Raw genomic sequence first — 18,388 nt, 5'->3', positions numbered from 1 at the left:
CATCATTTATTGTTTTATATTATGGAATAAAGGAATGTGGAGGAGATCGAAAAATGACTTTGCTGAGGACAGAAACGAATGCGGCACACGTTACGGGCATTTTGTTTGACAAGGATGGAACACTGCTTGATATTGATAAACTGTGGACGCCTTGGGCTACTTTTGTCCTGGATAATCTAGAGAACAAGCTGACAGCTATGGGACGTTCTTTTACAGGTCATAGAGATCAGGTGCTTGGGACGTTATACGATAGTAACAGGGAAGTGAGCGGGTATGATCCACAAGGTCCTTTTGCTATTGCAACTGTAAGTGAATCCACAGCAGTGCTAGCTTGGCAGCTATATTCGGCAGGAATGCCTTGGAATGATGCGATTAGCTATATCCGAACGATTAGCAGGCAAGCCATGACTACAGTGAAACAAGAGCACGCTCAGCCTATCTCGGGTCTCCTACCGTTTTTATCACGATGTAGAGAAAAAGGTCTCCGGCTCGGCGTGGTTACAGCAGACGCTAGTGACGCTGCAGAACTCCATTTAAGATGGCTTGGGATATTGGATTATTTTGATGTTATAATCGGTTATGACCAGGTGAAGAACAGTAAGCCTCATTCGGAAAGTGTTCACGTGGCCTGTACTAGGCTTGGACTATCTCCACAAGATTGTGCTGTCATTGGTGATAGCAATGGAGATATGCAGATGGCAAAGGATGCAGGTGCAGCCCTCGGGATAGGAATTATAAGCAAAGGAACTTCAATTTATTTACATGATGCAGATGCAATCATTACTGATTATGAGCAAATTTCGTTAGAGTAGAGATTAGGGAATGGAGGACATATGATGCCGGATTCAGTAGAACTATTAATGACTTGGATTAAACAAAGTTCCAAAATTGTTTTTTTCGGCGGAGCAGGTACCTCCACAGAGAGCGGCATTCCAGATTTCCGTTCCGCAGCAGGGATTTATCAGACAGAGCAGCATTCCCCGTATTCTCCCGAGGAGCTGTTAAGTATCGATTTCTTTAAACTGCATCCTGATATCTTTTATGATTTTTACCGCAACAAAATGTTGCATCCTTACGCGAGTCCAAACGGAGCACATCGATTGTTGGCCCGGCTAGAGCAGGAAGGGAAAATGTCAGCTGTCATTACTCAGAATATTGACGGACTTCATCAGGCAGCTGGTAGCAAAACAGTACACGAATTGCACGGTTCCGTTCATCGTAATTATTGTATGGATTGTTCCAAATTTTATAATTTGAACTTTATCTTGCAATCAGGTGGTGGGGTGCCCTACTGTGAGAAATGTGGAGGCATCATTAAACCAGATGTGGTACTTTACGGAGAAGCGCTTGATCAAAGTACGTTGTATCATGCTGTGGATGCCTTGTCTGAAGCGGATCTCCTAATTATTGGCGGTACCTCGCTAACGGTGCAGCCTGCCGCACAGCTCATTATGTATTTTCAGGGCAAACATATTGCACTGCTGAATGCTACGCCTACGGCCTATGATAAAAAAGCCGATTTGCTGATAACCGAACCTATTGGAAAAGTAATGGATCAAGTAAATGCATTGCTGTAACGGCTACGAAAGTGATAGCCTGTCTTGAAGTTGAAGATAGGCTTATTTTTTTATCGCATTATATGGAAACGGTTTCTTGCCAGTGAGGGAAATAAAGTCTATCATAAATGGTGGAAATAAATAGTTGTATGAGCATGCATAGGAGAGGATGAATCAAAATGGTCTATGTAGCGAATGAAACAAGATATGACACAATGAAATATAATCGTCTGGGTCGTTCAGGATTGAAATTACCTGCGATTTCACTTGGACTCTGGCATAACTTTGGTGGAATCAATAATGCCGAGAATGGCCGTGAAATGATCCGGACTGCTTTTGATCTAGGAATTACGCATTTCGATTTAGCTAACAATTATGGACCGCCCCCAGGTTCAGCCGAGCAAATGTTTGGGCAGGTACTTGCTAGTGATTTGAAACCTTATCGCGATGAGCTTGTGATCTCTACCAAAGCAGGGTATCACATGTGGCCAGGACCCTATGGGGAGTGGGGCTCACGTAAATATTTAATATCAAGTCTTGATCAGAGCTTGAAAAGGATGGGTCTGGATTACGTAGATATTTTCTACTCCCACAGATTTGATCCCGATACTCCGCTTGAGGAAACAATGCAGGCACTCGACCATATCGTTCGTTCCGGTAAAGCGCTATATATCGGTATTTCTAGCTATTCTGCTGATCAAACTAAAGAGGCTGCTCGTATTTTGAAAGAACTCGGTACACCGCTTCTTATTCACCAGCCTCGATACTCCATGCTAGATCGCTGGATTGAGAACGGTCTGCAAGATGTACTGGAAGAGAGCGGAGCAGGAAGTATTGCTTTTTGCCCATTGGAGCAAGGTGTTCTTACGAATAAATATTTAAATGGCATCCCTGAAGATTCAAGAGCAAAAAGTTCTTCGGTATTCCTGAACGAAAATCAGATTACACCTCAAACGTTGCGTAAAGTTCGTGCTCTGAATCAGATCGCGGCTTCAAGAGGCCAAAGTCTGGCCCAGTTCGCACTGGCTTGGGTGCTTCGCGAAGGGAAAGTAACCTCCGCCCTCATTGGGGCGAGCCGTCCGAGTCAGATCAAAGAGAATGTAGAAGCACTTCAAAATCTTGATTTCACCCAAGAAGAAATGGACCGGATCGAGACGATTCTTCAAGATGACAAATCCTGAGTTACGCTAACGCTACTAAGTTGTGTTAATGGTACAAGTTTACAAAAAGAAGAGCCTACCTTATGATCTACATAAGGTGGGCTTTTTTTCCATATTCATGTAATTGGTCGTTTTTTATCAACGGGCTGTATCTGAACCTGTTTTCGATAAGCGGTGGGCGATTGTTTGTAGAAACGCTTGAATTGTCTTGAAAAGTAAAGTGCATCTGGCAATCCAACAGAAGCGGATACTTGCTCCACTGACAGCTCAGGTCTTTCCCTTAGCAATTGTCTAGACTTGTCTATCCGCAATTTAAGCAGGTAGGTGACAGGGGACAAGCCGGTTTCTTTTTTGAAAATGCGGGACAAATAGGCCCGGTTATATCCGAGACTTGCACACATTTGTTCGATAGAGACAGGATGGGCATATTGAGTCGACATGTACTGAATCATTTGTTTCACCGTTCCTCCGACTCTTGCATCAGTGAGCGGCAAAGCCGATTCCATTAAAAGTCGTTCTTTTGCCAAGGCCAGAACAAGATATAAACAACCAAGAGATGTGAGATGTGCGCTTTCTTTTTTATCGTAAAAGGCCTCTTGCATCGATCCGAGAAGCTTAGAAAATTGATCCTGTTCACCTGCTGACGACACAGGCAGATCTAAAGTGAAACCGGTATAACGTACCTGTTCATCTGCTTCAGCTCCTGTAAAAGCAATCCAGCGATATTTCCAAGGTTCGCTCTCATCCGATACATAACTGACTAGCTGGGAAGGGTGAATGAGAAACAGATCACCTCGTTTCAGATGATAAGTGTGATGTTCTGTTTTAAACGTCCCTTTACCAGACTCTACATAATGAAGCAGATAATAATCATATATTTTGGGTCCGAGTGCATGACTTGGTTTTGTCTGACTTTCCCCTGCAAAAAGAACGTGTAAGGAACCATTCTCATAAGAAACAGGATTAGAGGCTACGGAATAGGTATATGGAATTTCGTTTTGTGACATGGGATATACTCTCCCTCTTGGATCTATCTAGTGATAATAAGCAGAGTATACCATAAAAAACAGGGCAAAGACTCAAATAATCCCAATGTTTTCCACATGTAATTATGTTTAGAGGTCACATTTATCCATATATAAAACACATCACTACATTACTCTTTGTAACGCTTTCAATTATACTAAACCTATAAATCAAAACAACTTATACAAGAGGTGAAGATGCCCGTGAACGTGCAAAAGCTTACAACTTCTTTTACGAACCAATACGGAAATAATTCTTCTGACATTCGTGTCTTTAATGCTCCGGGACGTGTAAATCTTATCGGAGAACATATCGATTATAACGGCGGTTATGTACTGCCGGCTGCACTTGAATTTGGAACAACCATGCTTATTCGTGAGCGAAACGATAACGAGATTCACTTTTTCTCTACGAATCTTCCCTTTACAACGAGTATTAAGGTATCGGAAATAGGATCATCAAAAACAGGGGAATGGGTCGATTATCCAATCGGCGTTATGGTTGAACTGAAAAAAGCAGGAAGCCCGGTAACAAAAGGGTATGACATCTTGATCCATGGTGAAATTCCAAATGGCGCTGGCTTGTCTTCTTCTGCTTCTCTTGAGGTCGTTACTGCATACGGTCTTCTTACGATGGAAGGCGGCAATATTGATACCGTGGAGATTGCGCTTCTCTCCCAGCGTGCGGAGAACCAGTATGTTGGTGTGAACAGCGGCATCATGGATCAGTTTGCTGTTGCGAACGGGGCGAAGGACCACGCGATTTTGCTCATGTGCGATACGCTTGAATATAAACATGTTCCTTTCCAAACAGGTTCTTACAAACTCATTATCGGAAACACAAACAAACGCCGGGGGTTGGTTGATTCGGCATATAACGAACGCCGTGAACAATGTGACCGTTCCCTTTCCATCTTGAAAGAGCATGTGCCGACACTTCAGTATCTTGCTGAATTGACGCCAGAACAATACCAAGAGCTCGAAACACATCTAGGTGAAGACGTATTAAAAAACCGGACTCGACATGTAGTTGAAGAAAATGCGCGAGTACTCGCTTCCGTCGAAGCACTTAGCGCAAACGATCTGAACACATTCGGTCAGTTAATGAATGCATCCCATGAATCCCTGAGTGATCTGTATGAAGTAAGCTGTACAGAACTCGATGTAATGGTCGAGGAAGCACGAAAAATTCCAGGTACACTGGGTGCACGGATGACAGGTGCAGGATTTGGTGGATGCACGGTTTCACTCGTACACGAAGACGACGTAGAACGTTTTGTTAAAGAGGTGGGTACAGCTTATAAAGAGCGTACAGGTCTTGATGGTGAATTCTATGTATGCGGTGTAGGCGATGGAGTAAAAGAATGGAATGGGGAGGAATAAACGATGGCAATTCTAGTTACAGGTGGAGCAGGATATATTGGATCTCATACGGTAGCTGCATTACTTGAACGTGGAGAAGAAGTAGTTGTACTGGATAACTTGCAGACTGGACACCGTGAGGCGGTGCTGGGAGGCACGTTTTATGAAGGCGATTTGCGAGACAAAGTCTTTTTAGATAAATTGTTTGCTGAAAATAATATTGAGGCAGTCATCCATTTTGCAGCCAACTCATTGGTTGGAGAAAGCATGCAAAAGCCGGCAAAATATTACGACAATAACGTGTTCGGTACGTTAACTCTTCTTGAAGCAATGAATACAGCGGGCGTTAACAAAATCGTGTTCTCTTCTACAGCAGCTACCTACGGCGAACCGGAGAAAGTGCCGATTGAAGAAACAGATCGTACGGAGCCAACCAATGTATACGGTGAAACCAAACTGATGATGGAACGCATGATGTCTTGGTTTGACAAAGTACTTGGCATCAAATATGTATCCCTTCGTTACTTCAATGCAGCAGGTGCTCATGCAGGAGGTAAAATCGGGGAAGATCATCAGCCGGAGAGCCATTTGATCCCACTCGTACTTCAAACTGCTCTTGGACAACGTAAGCAAATCGCTATTTTCGGTGATGATTACGGTACGGAAGACGGCACTTGTGTCCGTGACTACATTCATGTGAGTGACTTGGCTGATGCGCATCTGCGTGCAGTAGATTATCTCCGCAAAGGTGAAGAGAGCAATGTCTTTAACTTAGGGAACGGTACAGGATTCAGCGTAAAAGAAGTGATCGAAACGGCGAAAAAAGTGACAGGACTTGATATTCCGGTTGTGATGGAACCACGCAGATCAGGAGATCCAGCAGTCCTTGTAGCTTCTTCCCACAAAGCTCGCTCTGTTCTTGGCTGGGATCCAAAATATACAAATCTCGAAGATGTGATTGCGAGTGCGTGGGGCTGGCATCAGTCTCATCCAGAAGGTTACAGTACAAAGAATAAAGGAGAGTAAACCTATGTCTGATATGAAAATGAACGCCGGTGCAGGAACAACTCAAGAAATTTCACAGTCATCTTCAGCTGCAGAAGTTGCGCTTCATGCCATTGAAAGGCTGGTGTTGTTTGCTCACGAACACACACTGATTGAGGATACGGATATGGACTACAGTCGCAATCAGCTGCTTAGTTTGTTTCAATTCGACGAACCCTTTGCAGGGAAGGTGGATAAGTCCGAACTTTCCGGACCGCAGTCAGTCCTTGATGTACTGATCGATTATGGTGTTCAGATTGGTCTTATACCGGATAATACGGATACGTATCGGGATTTACTTGATGCTCAGATCATGGGACTTCTAATGGCTCGTCCTTCTGAGATTATTCGAGAGTTCAGAGAGAACGAAACAAAAGGTGGAATTCAGGCAGCTACGGATCGGTTCTATCAGCTATCGATTGATTCGAACTATATTCGCATGGAACGCGTTAAGAAAAATGTGTACTGGAAACAGTCAACCGAATACGGGGACATGGAGATTACGATTAATCTGTCCAAACCGGAGAAAAGCCCGAAAGAGATTGCCATGGCAAAACTTTTGCCACCTCCGGTTTATCCGAAATGCCAGCTATGCCGTGAAAATGTTGGATACCGGGGCCGGATTAATCATCCAGCACGCCAAAATCTAAGAACGATTCCGCTGACTCTCAATCAAGAGAAGTGGTTATTCCAGTACTCACCGTATGTATATTACAATGAGCACTGTATCATTTTCCATCATGATCATGTACCTATGAAACTGACGAAAGATACGCTTCGTCGTTTGCTAGGGTTTGTAGATCAGTACCCGCACTACTTTATTGGATCGAACGCTGATCTTCCCATCGTTGGCGGAAGTATTTTAACACATGATCATTTCCAGGGTGGACGTCATACGTTCCCGATTCAGAAGGCGGTACAGGAAGCGTTATTTACGAGTGAAAAGTCTCCGGAAGTTCAGTTAAGTCTTGTGAAATGGCCGATGTCGGTATTGCGCCTTACTTCCAACAATTCGGATGCACTGCTTGAAACAGGGAACGAGATCTATGAAGCTTGGAAGGGATACAGTGATGCAGCAGTTGATATTCTATCCCATACCGAGCAAAACGGAGAACAGATTCCTCACAATACGGTAACTCCTATCGTACGCCGCACGGCAGACGGTCAGTATGAGATGGATCTCGTACTTCGCAACAACCGTACAAACAGTGAGTATCCAGATGGAATTTTCCATCCGCATCCGGAAATGCACCATCTTAAAAAAGAAAATATCGGGTTGATCGAAGTCATGGGACTTGCCATTTTGCCAGGACGTTTGAAAGAAGAACTGGATCTCATTGCTGAGATGATGGCAGGGAATGATGAACTGAGAGAACAGACCCTAACGAACGAAAACTCAGATCTCTTTAAACATAAAGTATGGATTGAAGAGCTTACTGGTAAATATGGAACTTCCCTATCTAAGGAAGAGGCAGTAAACAGAGTTCAAGAAGAAGCGGGAATTAAGTTTGCACAAATTCTGGAGCATGCCGGTGTATACAAAAGGGATGAAGCAGGAAAAGAGGCATTCCGCCGTTTTGTACAGCATGTCGGGTTCACAGAAAAGAACTAGCAAAAGTAAGCATGCCCTCGGAAGAGGGTATGTTTTTTTCTTACTATATGGATTGCATTTATATTCCTCACATTATTTTAGTTAGTTCGTGAAATTTGTTTTACTACTCTTCAAGATTTATAATGGGAAGGCGTCTTTTGATTTAGACGCTATTCTTCTAAACTATTTGGAGGCGATTCTCAAGATGAGATCATTTCAATTTTATAATCCGACCCGTCTGATTTTCGGAAAAGGTCAGCTTGCAGCATTAAAAACAGAGGTGCCGAAATACGGTAAAAAGGTTCTGCTTGTGTATGGCGGAGGCAGCATTAAACGCAATGGCCTTTACGATCAAGTGATTTCTCTGCTGAACGAAATTAGTGCAGAAGTGCACGAATTGGCTGGTGTTGAACCCAACCCACGTTTATCCACCGTACATAAAGGTGCAGACCTTTGCAAAACAAAAGGGATTGAATTGATCCTCGCTGTAGGGGGAGGCAGTGTCATCGACTGTGCTAAAGCAATCGCTGCAGGTGCTAAATATGATGGAGACATGTGGGATTTCGCTACTCGAAAAGCGCAACCACAGGCTGCTTTACCACTGGCAACCGTGCTAACTATGGCAGCAACAGGTTCAGAAATGAACAGTGGTTCGGTAATCACGAATCAGGACACGCAAGAAAAATTGGGATGGGGGAGTCCTTTAGTATCTCCGGTATTCTCTATTCTTGATCCAGTTCATACGTTCTCCGTACCACAAGATCAAACGGTATATGGAATGGTTGATATGATGTCTCATGTGCTTGAGCATTATTTCCACCTAGATCCGAACACACCGGTTCAACTTGGATTCTGTGAGACACTACTTCGTACGGTCATGGAAGCTGCACCAAAACTCATTAATGATCTTGAAAATTATGAGTTACGTGAAACGATTCTATACTGCGGTACAATGGCACTAAACAACATGGTGAGTATGGGGCTTGCAGGTGACTGGGCGACTCATAACATTGAGCATGCCGTTTCTGCCGTATATGATATCCCTCATGGCGGAGGACTTGCAATCTTGTTCCCGAACTGGATGAAACATAACCTTCATGTGGATGTTGCTCGTTTCAAGCGACTAGCTATCAATGTGTTTGACGTGAATCCAGAAGGTAAAAGCGATGAACAAATTGCAATTGAAGGAATTGAAGCCCTTCGTACATTCTGGACTTCGATCGGCGCACCAAGCCGCTTAGCAGATTATGATATTGATGAGAGTCAAATCGAAGCTATGGCTGATAAAGCAATGGTGTTCGGACCGTTCGGTAACTTTAATAAATTGCAACGTGAAGATGTTGTGGCTATCTACAAAGCTTCGCTATAATCGTAAAATTTAAAGTATCCCTAACCAAAAGCCCTTTGCAGGTGTTTACTCTGCAAAGGGCTTTTTTATTAGCTTCCCTGGTGATTTGAAATTATTGAAACATTTTCCTAATTGATACGTATTAATTTACATGTACATAAAGACGAGAGGGGGTGGAACATGGAAACTTTATACTGGTCTTGTCTGATTGGGGGAGCATTATTTGCTGTAATCGGAGTCCTGTTTGGTGATTTGCTTGATGGGTTGCTGGAAGGCGCTGCTGAATTACCGGGTTTTGATTTTTTGAATACAACGGTCTTGGCGAGCATGGTCACGGTATTTGGAGGAGCCGGAATTTTGTTATTCAGATATACGGAGTTAGGAACCGCGCAACATGTGCTTCTTTCTTTGCTAATTGGATTGCTTGGTGGGGTACTAGTCTTTTTTGCTTATATTAGACCTGCACGAAACAGTGAGGTGTCCACTGGCTTTTCGATGAAAGAGCTGACGGGCAAGATGGGTGAAATTACGATTCCTGTTCCAGCGAAAGGATATGGAGAAGTTATGATAAAGCTTGTGAGCGGAAACACGATACATACCGCTATGAGTTTTGAAGCCAAACCCATTCTAGCCGGAACCCAAGTCGTTGTCGTCGAAGTGGCTGATGGAGTAGTCCATGTGGCCGAACTTGATTATTAAATTTTATACTTGATAAGGAGAGATGAGAATGCCAGATGTGTTTTTGATTCCTGTGATTGTTGTAGGTGTGATTCTTGTTTTAGGTATTGCTTTTTGGGCGAGGTACAAAACGGTGGGGCCGGATGAGGCCATGATCGTAACAGGTTCCTTTTTAGGGAACAAAAATATTTCAGATGATGATACTGGGCGTAAAATAAAAATTGTCCGCGGCGGCGGTACGTTCATATGGCCTGTATTCCAGCAATCCGAATTTATTTCTCTCTTATCTCACAAACTTGATGTGACTACTCCAGAAGTATATACAGAGCAGGGTGTTCCTGTTATTGCCGATGGAGTAGCGATTATTAAAGTAGGTAGTTCAGTAGAAGACGTGGCTACCGCAGCAGAACAATTTATCGGGAAGCCGGTAGAAGCATTGAGAGGAGAAGCCCAGGAAGTGCTCGAAGGCCATCTACGTGCGATCCTAGGTTCAATGACGGTGGAAGAAGTGTACCGTAACCGTGATCGGTTTGCACAGGAAGTACAGGGTGTAGCGGCTAGGGATCTCAAAAAGATGGGTCTGACCATCGTATCCTTCACGATTAAGGATGTACGTGACAAACATGGATATTTGGATGCACTCGGTAAACCTCGTATTGCTATGGTGAAGCGAGATGCCGAAATTGCTGAAGCTGAAGCGGTACGTGATGCAAGAATTCAAAAAGCGAATGCAGAAGAGCAAGGGCAAAAAGCTGAGCTTCTTCGAGACACGAACATTGCAGAGGCTGCGAAGGAAAAAGAATTGAAAGTCGCTTCCTTTAAGAAAGATCAAGATACAGCAAAAGCAGAAGCGGATCAGGCATACCACATCCAAGAAGCACGTGCTAAACAAACGATGGTTGAAGAGCAAATGAAAGTAGAGCTTGTACGGAAAGAACGCGAAATCGACTTGCAGGAGAAAGAGATTACTGTTCGTGAGAAACAATATGATGCAGAAGTGAAGAAAAAGGCAGAAGCCGATCGTTATGCGGTTGAGCAGGCTGCAGAAGCGGATAAAGCTAAAAAAATGCGCGAAGCAGATGCAGTCCAGTACTCTATTGAAACACAAGCAAAAGCGACTTCGGAACAGAAAAGACTTGAAGGTCAAGCGATGGCAGACGCAGAACTGGCAAAAGGTACAGCCGATGCGGAAGTTATTCGTCTCCGCGGTTTGGCAGAAGCCCAAGCCAAGGAAAAACTGGCAGAAGCTTTCCAAAAGTTTGGCGAAGCGGCTGTACTCGATATCATTGTCAAAATGCTGCCTGAACTTGCAGGTAAGATAGCAGAGCCGATATCCTCTATAGATAAACTTACCGTAGTTGACACAGGTAAGGGTGAGGGAGCAGCACGGGTAAGTAATTATGTAACTGAACTGATGGCGACTGCACCGGAAATGCTGAAAAGCGTATCAGGCATAGACGTAGAGCAGCTCATCCAAGGGTTTACGAAAAAGGTTATTAAAGATGAGCCAGCAGCGATCGAACATATGAACATTCCTGCTGAAGTTGCAGTGACCAAAGACCCTGCATAAAAAAAAAGCGTATGTGAATAAGGAAGTTGACCTCAGCCTCATAATTTGTTACTTTTAGCAGGATGCCTTATCATTATTTACTGCGTGGATGTTACAAGAATTATGGGGCTAAAAGAGGTGCAAAAGTGAACCTGAAAGTAGCGAAAGTACTAAATAACAACGTCATCATTGCGACAAACCCCGAACATCAGGAAGTTGTTGTTATCGGTAAGGGGATTGGTTTTCATCGTAAGTCTGGCGATAGCATTCCACTGCAAACAGTAGAAAAAATGTTCATTTTGACTAGTCAGGAAGAGCAAGAACAATACAAACAGCTCGTTCCGAGGGTCAGTGAGAAACTGATAGAAACCATTAACGACATCATTTTATATATAACAAGCCAGAGCAACGTTCAGTTAAATGAACATATTCATATCGCTCTAACCGATCACATTGCATTTGCGATCAAACGAATGGAGCAAGGCATTATACTGCACAATCCATTTCTGTATGAAACCAAGGAAATTTATCCGATGGAATATCGATTTGCAGCATATGCCATCGATTTAATTAAGGAACGGCTTGGTGTTGATCTCGGACAGGAAGAAGTCGGATTTGTAGCCCTCCATATTTACAGTGCAATGACGAATCAGAATATTACAGAAGTACAGGAACATTCCAAATTGATTGCAGATCTTGTTGCTGTGGTGGAAGAAAAGTTGGAGTATCAAATTCCTCGTCTTTCTTTAGATTATTCCAGGCTCGTCACTCACCTGAGGTTTGCAATTGAACGAATTAAGCGTGGAGAAGAAGTGGCTGAGGTTCAAAAACTCGATTTATTACTGAGTCAAGAGTATCCTGAGATGTATTCACTTTCATGGACACTTACCAAAATTATGGAAAAAAGGATGAAACATCCGGTTTATGCTGCAGAAGTCAGCTATTTAACATTACACTTACAGCGATTATCACAGAAAAAAGAACAGGAAACACAAAATTAAAATTTTTGTGTTGAAAAGGCTTGCACTCTTTTTTAGATGGTGCTATTATGTAGTCCTTAACAAGTTCTACAACTTAATACTTACAACGTGTTACTGATACGATCAGGCATGAGTTGAGAAAAGTATGATTGATGCAGACCAATTTTGGGTAAGATAACCCGGAGGTTGACCAAGCATACTCTATTAACTCGTGCTTTTTTGCGTTTTCAGTTAACACTACGTGCATCTTATTGAAGGAGTGACGAACATGTTCAAAAAGCTTTTCGGCGTGTTGCAGCGTGTCGGTAAAGCGGTCATGCTTCCGGTAGCAATATTACCGGCTGCGGGTTTGCTTCTCGGGATTGGTAACTTATTTGTAAATCCCGACTTCTTGCAGTATGTTCCTGTGCTTGAAGCACATTGGGTACAGGTCATTGCCAACGTTCTCATGAACTCAGGGCAAATTGTATTTGATAATCTTTCCTTACTGTTTGCAGTTGGTGTAGCGGTAGGGCTAGCAGGTGGAGATGGCGTAGCCGGACTCGCCGCCATTATTGGATATCTCATCATGAACGTAACCATGGGAACCGTAATGGGTGTGAATAGTTATGTACTTTCACAACAGGATTATGCCTATGCAAGCGTTCTAGGTATTCCTACGTTACAGACCGGGGTATTCGGTGGTATTATCATCGGGATCTTGGCAGCGTCCATGTACAATAGGTTCTACAAAATTGAACTACCTTCGTACTTGGGGTTCTTTGCAGGTAAGCGGTTTGTACCTATTGCTACAGCAGCGATGGCTCTGTTAATCGGTTTGCTTCTAACACTTGTATGGCCACCAATTCAAAGTGGTATGAACTTTATATCACAAAGTATGATTGATACTAACAAAACGCTTGCAGCGTTCATTTTTGGTGTCATTGAACGTTCTCTGATTCCGTTCGGGCTTCACCATATTTTCTACTCACCGTTCTGGTTTGAGTTTGGGGAATATATAAACAAAGCAGGTGAAGTTGTTCGTGGTGATCAGCGCATATTCATGGCTCAGCTTCGTGATGGTGTAGAATTCACGGCGGGTACGTTTACTACAGGTAAATATCCGTTCATGATGTTCGGACTACCAGCAGCAGCACTTGCCATTTATCACACAGCTAAACCAGAGAACAAAAAAGTAGTAGGTTCCCTGATGGTATCTGGTGCGCTTACGGCGTTCCTCACAGGGATTACAGAACCACTTGAATTCTCTTTCTTGTTTGTTGCACCACTATTGTTTGCAGTTCACGCGGTTTTCGCTGGTCTGTCCTTTATGGTAATGCACATTCTCGGCGTTAAAATCGGGATGACGTTCTCGGGCGGTTTGATTGACTTTATCTTGTTCGGGGTGATTCCTAACCGTACACCGTGGTACCTTGTCATTGTTGTAGGGCTTGTGTTTGCGGTTATTTACTACTTCGGTTTCCGTTTTGTTATTCAGAAATTTAATCTCAAAACACCGGGCCGTGAAGATAAAGTTATTGAAACTGGATCAAAAAATGTGGGAACAAAAGATGAATTGCCTCACCAAATCTTGAAAGCATTTGGCGGTTCCGATAATATTAAGCATCTGGATGCATGTATCACCAGACTTCGTATTGAAGTTAAAGATAAATCGACTGTGGATAAGAATCGTTTGAAAGACTTAGGCGCTTCAGGTGTCCTTGAAGTAGGGAATAACGTACAGGCTATATTCGGTACACGTTCGGATACGATCAAGTCGCAAATGAAAGACATTATGGATGGTCGCACACCTGCGGCACCAGAAGTTGAACCACAACCAGAAGTAGAACAAGCTCAAGGGGAGTCTGGTGAATCCATTATTCCTGAGCAAATTGTGATGCCGGCAAACGGTGAGCTTCTAGATATCACGAAAGTGCCAGACCCTGTTTTCTCTGAGAAAATGACAGGCGACGGTTTTGCTTTCCTGCCACATGAGAATACGATCCACTCCCCGGTTAACGGTAAAGTGTTTAATGTGTTCCCAAGTAAGCATGCAATCGGCATTATGTCCGACGGTGGAAAAGAGGTACTTGTTCACATTGGGGTTAACACTGTAAAACTCAAAGGGCAAGGATTCAAAGTGTTGGTTGAAGAAGGCGAGCTTGTATCTGCAGGTCAACCAATTATGGAAGTGGATGTCGAGTATGTGAAACAACATGCACCATCCATCATTTCCCCGGTAATTTTCTCCAATTTACCAGAAGGTGCTGTTGTCACTTTGGAAAAATCAGGTGTACAAAAGGCTGGAGAAGACAAAATTATCACAATAAAGTAATATTTTTATGGTTCGTAAGCATTGAAAAACAGGTAATATGTATTAGTGATTTTATGACTAATATGAAATCCAAAACACAAAAACAGAAAGTGGGATGAAAACATATGCAACAATCATTCAGAATTACAGACGAAGACGGTATCCACGCTCGCCCAGCAACGGCACTGGTAAACACAGCTAACAAATTCAAAGGTGCAGAATCTTTCGCAGAAGCAAAAGGTAAAAAAGTAACTTTGAAATCCATCCTGGGCGTACTTTCCCTTGGACTTGAAAAAGGTGATGAAATCAGCATCATCGTTAACGGTGAAGGCGAAGCAGAAGCGCTTCAAGCTTTGACTGATGTAATGGTTAACGAAGGGTTGGGCGAAGTTAATGCCTAATGTTTCCGGGATTGCTGCTTCGGCTGGTATTGCCATTGCCCGAGCGTTTATCTTGGAGCACCCTGATTACTCTGTAGAGAAACGCTCGATTAACGACGTAGATGCAGAGATTGCAAAACTGGAAGCGGCTTTGGAGAAATCCGAAGCCGAACTCCAGGCAATCAAAGAACGCACATTACAAGAACTCGGTGAGAAAAAAGCGGAAATTTTCGCATCTCATCTTCTTATCCTAAGTGACCCAGAACTCATCGAGCCAGTAAAGTCCAAAATTGCAGATGAAAAAGTGAATGCTGAATTTGCTTTAGATGAAACGGCTACGACGTTTATTCAAATGTTTGAGAACATGAAGAGTGCTTACCTTCAAGAACGTGCTGCTGATATGCGTGACGTTACCAAACGTGTGCTTGGTCACTTGCTTGGTCTGAAAGTAACAAATCCTGCTGAAATCAGTGAAGAAGTGGTTGTTCTTGCAGAAGACTTAACTCCATCTGATACAGCGCAACTCAATCGTAAATATGTTCTCGGTTTTGCAACCAACATTGGAGGACGTACTTCTCACTCCGCTATTATGGCAAGATCGCTTGAAATTCCTGCAGTTGTGGGAACGAAAGAAATTCTAGCTCAAGCTAAAAGTGGAGATCTGATCATCGTAGATGGATTGGATGGACAAGTTCTTGTAAACCCGGAAGATTCCGTGGTGGAAGAATACAGAGCTAAACAAACCGCTTACGCTGCACAAGTTGCTGAATGGAGAAAACTTCGTGACGAGCCAACAGTAACAGTTGACGGAGTTCACGTTGAACTTGCTGCTAACATTGGTACACCTAATGATGTAGCTGGTGTTCTTGAAAACGGTGGCGAAGGCGTAGGTTTGTATCGTACAGAGTTCCTTTACATGGGACGCGATAAACTTCCTTCTGAGGATGTACAATACAATGCTTACAAAACCGTTCTTGAGAAAATGGAAGGCAAACCGGTAGTTGTTCGTACACTGGATATCGGTGGCGATAAAGAACTTCCTTATCTTGATCTTCCAAAAGAAATGAATCCTTTCCTTGGCTTCCGTGCGGTTCGCCTTTGTCTGGATCGTCAGGATATCTTCCGTACGCAGCTACGCGCATTGCTGCGGGCGAGTGTCCATGGGAATCTGAAAATCATGTTCCCGATGATTGCAACACTTGGTGAATTCCGTGAAGCGAAAGCAATCCTTCTTGAAGAGAAGGAAAAACTCGTGAATGAAGGCATCGAAGTTGCCAGCGACATTCAGCTGGGAATCATGGTTGAGATTCCTTCAACTGCGGTACTAGCAGATCAATTTGCTAAAGAAGTCGACTTCTTCAGTATCGGAACGAACGATCTGATTCAGTACACTATGGCAGCGGATCGAATGAATGAACGTGTATCTTACCTGTACCAACCTTATAATCCATCTATCCTTCGTTTGATCAAAATGGTCATCGATGCAGCGCATCGCGAAGGTAAATGGACAGGAATGTGCGGTGAGATGGCGGGTGATACAACCGCGATTCCACTTCTGCTCGGTCTCGGTCTTGATGAATTCAGCATGAGCGCAACTTCTATTCTTCCTGCTCGTAGTCAGCTGACGAAGCTGTCTCAAGCACAAATGAAAGAACTTGCTGCAAAAGCGCTGGACATGCAAACCGCTGAGCAAGTTGTTGAACTTGTTCATAGTATTGAACAGTAGTTTTCAAGATCTCTATCATTTTCCAACGAAAAAAATGGCTGCACTTGTAGCAACTCCGGTATCCGCATTATGCGGGTACCGTTTTTTTATGGGTGAAATACAAAACAAGGGAGCGGATATCCGCTCCCTTGTCATTTTACAAAAGCCATATTGAAATTGATGAATTAGCTGCAAGCACAGTTCAGAACGGGCTTTCTTGCAGCCGTCGTTTCATCCAGACGAGTTACTGGAGTACCATACGGTGCATTCAGCAGCAGATCCGGATTTTCTTCCGCTTCCTTCGCGATTCGAATCATCGTATCAATAAATCCGTCGAGTGTTTCTTTACTTTCTGTCTCGGTCGGTTCAATCATGATACATTCCTCTACATTCAGAGGGAAGTAAATTGTAGGTGGATGATACCCGAAATCAAGTAAGCGTTTGGCTACATCCAGCGTACGAATGCCGTACTTTTTAAGTCCTTTTCCTGACATAACAAATTCATGTTTACAAACACCTGGGTAAGGAATTTCATAATAAGGCTCAAGGCGCTTCATCATGTAGTTCGCATTGAGCACAGCGCATTCGGATACACGGCGCAGACCCTGAGGTCCATAGGTACGCATGTAAGCATAAGCGCGGACTAGAATACCAAAGTTACCATAGTAAGCTTTTACCCTGCCGATCGATTGATCTTGTTCACGGTCGAGGTAAAAGGAGCCGGCATCCGTACGTTTCACATGTGGTTTCGGCAGGAATGGGACAAGTAGGCTTTTTACACCAACTGGACCTGAACCAGGACCGCCGCCGCCATGCGGAGTACTCATCGTTTTGTGTAAGTTAAGATGTACCACATCAAAGCCCATATCTCCTGGACGCGTAATACCCATGATCGCATTGGAGTTCGCACCATCATAGTATAGAAGTCCGCCAGCATCATGGACAATTTCAGCAATCTCTACAATTTGTTTTTCAAATAGACCGAGTGTGTTCGGGTTCGTAAGCATGAGGGCAGCTGTGTCGCTTCCTACCGCTTTCTTCAGTTCATCTAGATCAACGAGTCCTTCCGAGGTCGAAGGGATCGTGATCGTATCAAAGCCAGCAACGGTAGCACTTGCTGGGTTCGTTCCGTGTGAGGAATCAGGTACGATTACCTTTGTACGTACTTCTCCGCGGCTTTCGTGGTAGGCACGGATCATCATCAGTCCGGTCCATTCCCCGTGTGCACCCGCAGCCGGTTGAAGCGTAACTTCATCCATTCCAGTAAGTCCGGCGAGATCTGTCTGTAAAGTATGAAGAAGCTCAAGTGCCCCTTGCACACTTTGTTCAGGCTGATAAGGATGGATTTTGGCAAACCCAGTATACCGGGCTACATCCTCATTGATTTTCGGATTATATTTCATCGTGCAAGAGCCCAGTGGGTAGAATCCGTTATCTATACCAAAGTTACGGCGAGAGAGGCTCGTATAGTGACGCACAACGTCTACCTCAAACACTTCTGGCAAAGCAGCAGCTTCTTTACGTAAAAAAGTGGAAGGAATCAGCTCTTCTGCTGCCGTGATGGGAACATCGATTTCTGGTAATGAGTATGCTACTCGGCCTGGTTTGCTTAGTTCAAAAATAAGTGCTTGCTCAGGTGCGTCTTGTGCTTGTGATCTTGAAAAATCAAGTTCGGATGCTTGTTGTTCCACTTGTGGTTTCTCCGCTTCAATCTTAC

15 protein-coding genes are annotated in these 18,388 nt (G+C 43.7%); 13 read left to right on the top strand and 2 right to left on the bottom strand.

The window, feature by feature from the left end:
- Positions 1-53: 53 nt before the first annotated feature.
- The 3 genes from KFT32_RS12385 to mgrA all read left to right on the top strand — a co-directional run bounded on the left by KFT32_RS12385 (position 54) and on the right by mgrA (position 2,737).
- On the top strand, positions 54-812 hold the full coding sequence (locus tag KFT32_RS12385; RefSeq protein WP_211747523.1) for an HAD family hydrolase: 759 nt from the start codon (positions 54-56) through the stop codon (positions 810-812).
- 21 nt (positions 813-833) lie between these two features.
- Positions 834-1,577 (top strand): NAD-dependent protein deacylase, encoded by a 744-nt coding sequence (locus tag KFT32_RS12380; protein ID WP_249435844.1) that lies wholly within the window; start codon positions 834-836, stop codon positions 1,575-1,577.
- 158 nt (positions 1,578-1,735) lie between these two features.
- Entirely contained in the window at positions 1,736-2,737 is a 1,002-nt protein-coding gene (gene mgrA / locus KFT32_RS12375; protein WP_211747522.1) for an L-glyceraldehyde 3-phosphate reductase, read from the top strand.
- 95 nt (positions 2,738-2,832) lie between these two features.
- Here mgrA and KFT32_RS12370 read toward each other — a convergent pair whose 3' ends face one another.
- On the bottom strand, positions 2,833-3,723 hold the full coding sequence (locus KFT32_RS12370) for an AraC family transcriptional regulator (protein WP_211747521.1): 891 nt from the start codon (positions 3,721-3,723) through the stop codon (positions 2,833-2,835).
- A 222-nt stretch (positions 3,724-3,945) separates the two neighbouring features.
- On the opposite strand from KFT32_RS12370, the gene KFT32_RS12365 reads away from it, so the two are divergent.
- The 10 genes from KFT32_RS12365 to ptsP all read left to right on the top strand — a co-directional run bounded on the left by KFT32_RS12365 (position 3,946) and on the right by ptsP (position 16,692).
- A complete protein-coding gene (locus KFT32_RS12365; RefSeq protein ID WP_349304902.1) occupies positions 3,946-5,124 on the top strand; it encodes a galactokinase in 1,179 nt (392 codons plus the stop codon).
- A 3-nt stretch (positions 5,125-5,127) separates the two neighbouring features.
- Positions 5,128-6,129 carry a UDP-glucose 4-epimerase GalE gene (galE, locus tag KFT32_RS12360; protein ID WP_211747519.1) on the top strand — a complete coding sequence of 334 codons (1,002 nt, stop codon included), beginning with the start codon at positions 5,128-5,130 and terminating at the stop codon, positions 6,127-6,129.
- 19 nt (positions 6,130-6,148) lie between these two features.
- Entirely contained in the window at positions 6,149-7,759 is a 1,611-nt protein-coding gene (locus KFT32_RS12355) for a UDP-glucose--hexose-1-phosphate uridylyltransferase (protein ID WP_481856334.1), read from the top strand.
- Between the two features lie 184 nt (positions 7,760-7,943).
- Positions 7,944-9,107, top strand: coding sequence for an iron-containing alcohol dehydrogenase (locus KFT32_RS12350; RefSeq protein WP_211747517.1), 1,164 nt, complete (start codon positions 7,944-7,946; stop codon positions 9,105-9,107).
- A 159-nt stretch (positions 9,108-9,266) separates the two neighbouring features.
- Positions 9,267-9,785 (top strand): NfeD family membrane protein, encoded by a 519-nt coding sequence (locus KFT32_RS12345; RefSeq protein ID WP_211747516.1) that lies wholly within the window; start codon positions 9,267-9,269, stop codon positions 9,783-9,785.
- A 28-nt stretch (positions 9,786-9,813) separates the two neighbouring features.
- Positions 9,814-11,334 (top strand): flotillin family protein, encoded by a 1,521-nt coding sequence (locus KFT32_RS12340; protein WP_211747515.1) that lies wholly within the window; start codon positions 9,814-9,816, stop codon positions 11,332-11,334.
- A 125-nt stretch (positions 11,335-11,459) separates the two neighbouring features.
- Complete coding sequence (gene glcT / locus KFT32_RS12335) at positions 11,460-12,314, top strand: glucose PTS transporter transcription antiterminator GlcT (protein WP_349304901.1); 855 nt, start codon at positions 11,460-11,462, stop codon at positions 12,312-12,314.
- A gap of 247 nt (positions 12,315-12,561) precedes the next feature.
- Positions 12,562-14,607, top strand: coding sequence for a glucose-specific PTS transporter subunit IIBC (gene ptsG, locus KFT32_RS12330; RefSeq protein WP_211747513.1), 2,046 nt, complete (start codon positions 12,562-12,564; stop codon positions 14,605-14,607).
- Positions 14,608-14,711: 104 nt separating this feature from the next.
- Positions 14,712-14,987 (top strand): HPr family phosphocarrier protein, encoded by a 276-nt coding sequence (locus tag KFT32_RS12325; protein WP_211747512.1) that lies wholly within the window; start codon positions 14,712-14,714, stop codon positions 14,985-14,987.
- Positions 14,980-16,692: a phosphoenolpyruvate--protein phosphotransferase gene (gene ptsP / locus KFT32_RS12320; protein WP_211747511.1), complete on the top strand. Its 1,713-nt coding sequence runs from the start codon at positions 14,980-14,982 to the stop codon at positions 16,690-16,692. The genes KFT32_RS12325 and ptsP overlap by 8 nt, the downstream gene beginning before the upstream one ends.
- A 164-nt stretch (positions 16,693-16,856) precedes the next feature.
- On the opposite strand, the gene gcvPB is transcribed toward ptsP, so the two are convergent.
- Complete coding sequence (gcvPB, locus tag KFT32_RS12315; protein WP_211747583.1) at positions 16,857-18,362, bottom strand: aminomethyl-transferring glycine dehydrogenase subunit GcvPB; 1,506 nt, start codon at positions 18,360-18,362, stop codon at positions 16,857-16,859.
- Positions 18,363-18,388 lie beyond the last annotated feature (26 nt).

It is taken from the genome of Paenibacillus sp. Marseille-Q4541 (assembly GCF_018310695.1).
GTDB lineage: Bacteria > Bacillota > Bacilli > Paenibacillales > Paenibacillaceae > Paenibacillus.
This window is presented reverse-complemented; position numbering and strand designations above follow the sequence as displayed.

Bases quoted from the DNA above. Each gene is read 5' to 3' on its own strand.
- KFT32_RS12385 (WP_211747523.1), top strand. From the start codon at position 54: ATGACTTTGCTGAGGACAGAAACGAATGCGGCACACGTTACGGGCATT.
- KFT32_RS12380 (WP_249435844.1), top strand. From the start codon at position 834: ATGATGCCGGATTCAGTAGAACTATTAATGACTTGGATTAAACAAAGT.
- mgrA (WP_211747522.1), top strand. From the start codon at position 1,736: ATGGTCTATGTAGCGAATGAAACAAGATATGACACAATGAAATATAAT.
- KFT32_RS12370 (WP_211747521.1), bottom strand. From the start codon at position 3,723: ATGTCACAAAACGAAATTCCATATACCTATTCCGTAGCCTCTAATCCT.
- galE (WP_211747519.1), top strand. From the start codon at position 5,128: ATGGCAATTCTAGTTACAGGTGGAGCAGGATATATTGGATCTCATACG.
- KFT32_RS12355 (WP_481856334.1), top strand. From the start codon at position 6,149: ATGAACGCCGGTGCAGGAACAACTCAAGAAATTTCACAGTCATCTTCA.
- KFT32_RS12350 (WP_211747517.1), top strand. From the start codon at position 7,944: ATGAGATCATTTCAATTTTATAATCCGACCCGTCTGATTTTCGGAAAA.
- KFT32_RS12345 (WP_211747516.1), top strand. From the start codon at position 9,267: ATGGAAACTTTATACTGGTCTTGTCTGATTGGGGGAGCATTATTTGCT.
- KFT32_RS12340 (WP_211747515.1), top strand. From the start codon at position 9,814: ATGCCAGATGTGTTTTTGATTCCTGTGATTGTTGTAGGTGTGATTCTT.
- ptsG (WP_211747513.1), top strand. From the start codon at position 12,562: ATGTTCAAAAAGCTTTTCGGCGTGTTGCAGCGTGTCGGTAAAGCGGTC.
- KFT32_RS12325 (WP_211747512.1), top strand. From the start codon at position 14,712: ATGCAACAATCATTCAGAATTACAGACGAAGACGGTATCCACGCTCGC.
- ptsP (WP_211747511.1), top strand. From the start codon at position 14,980: ATGCCTAATGTTTCCGGGATTGCTGCTTCGGCTGGTATTGCCATTGCC.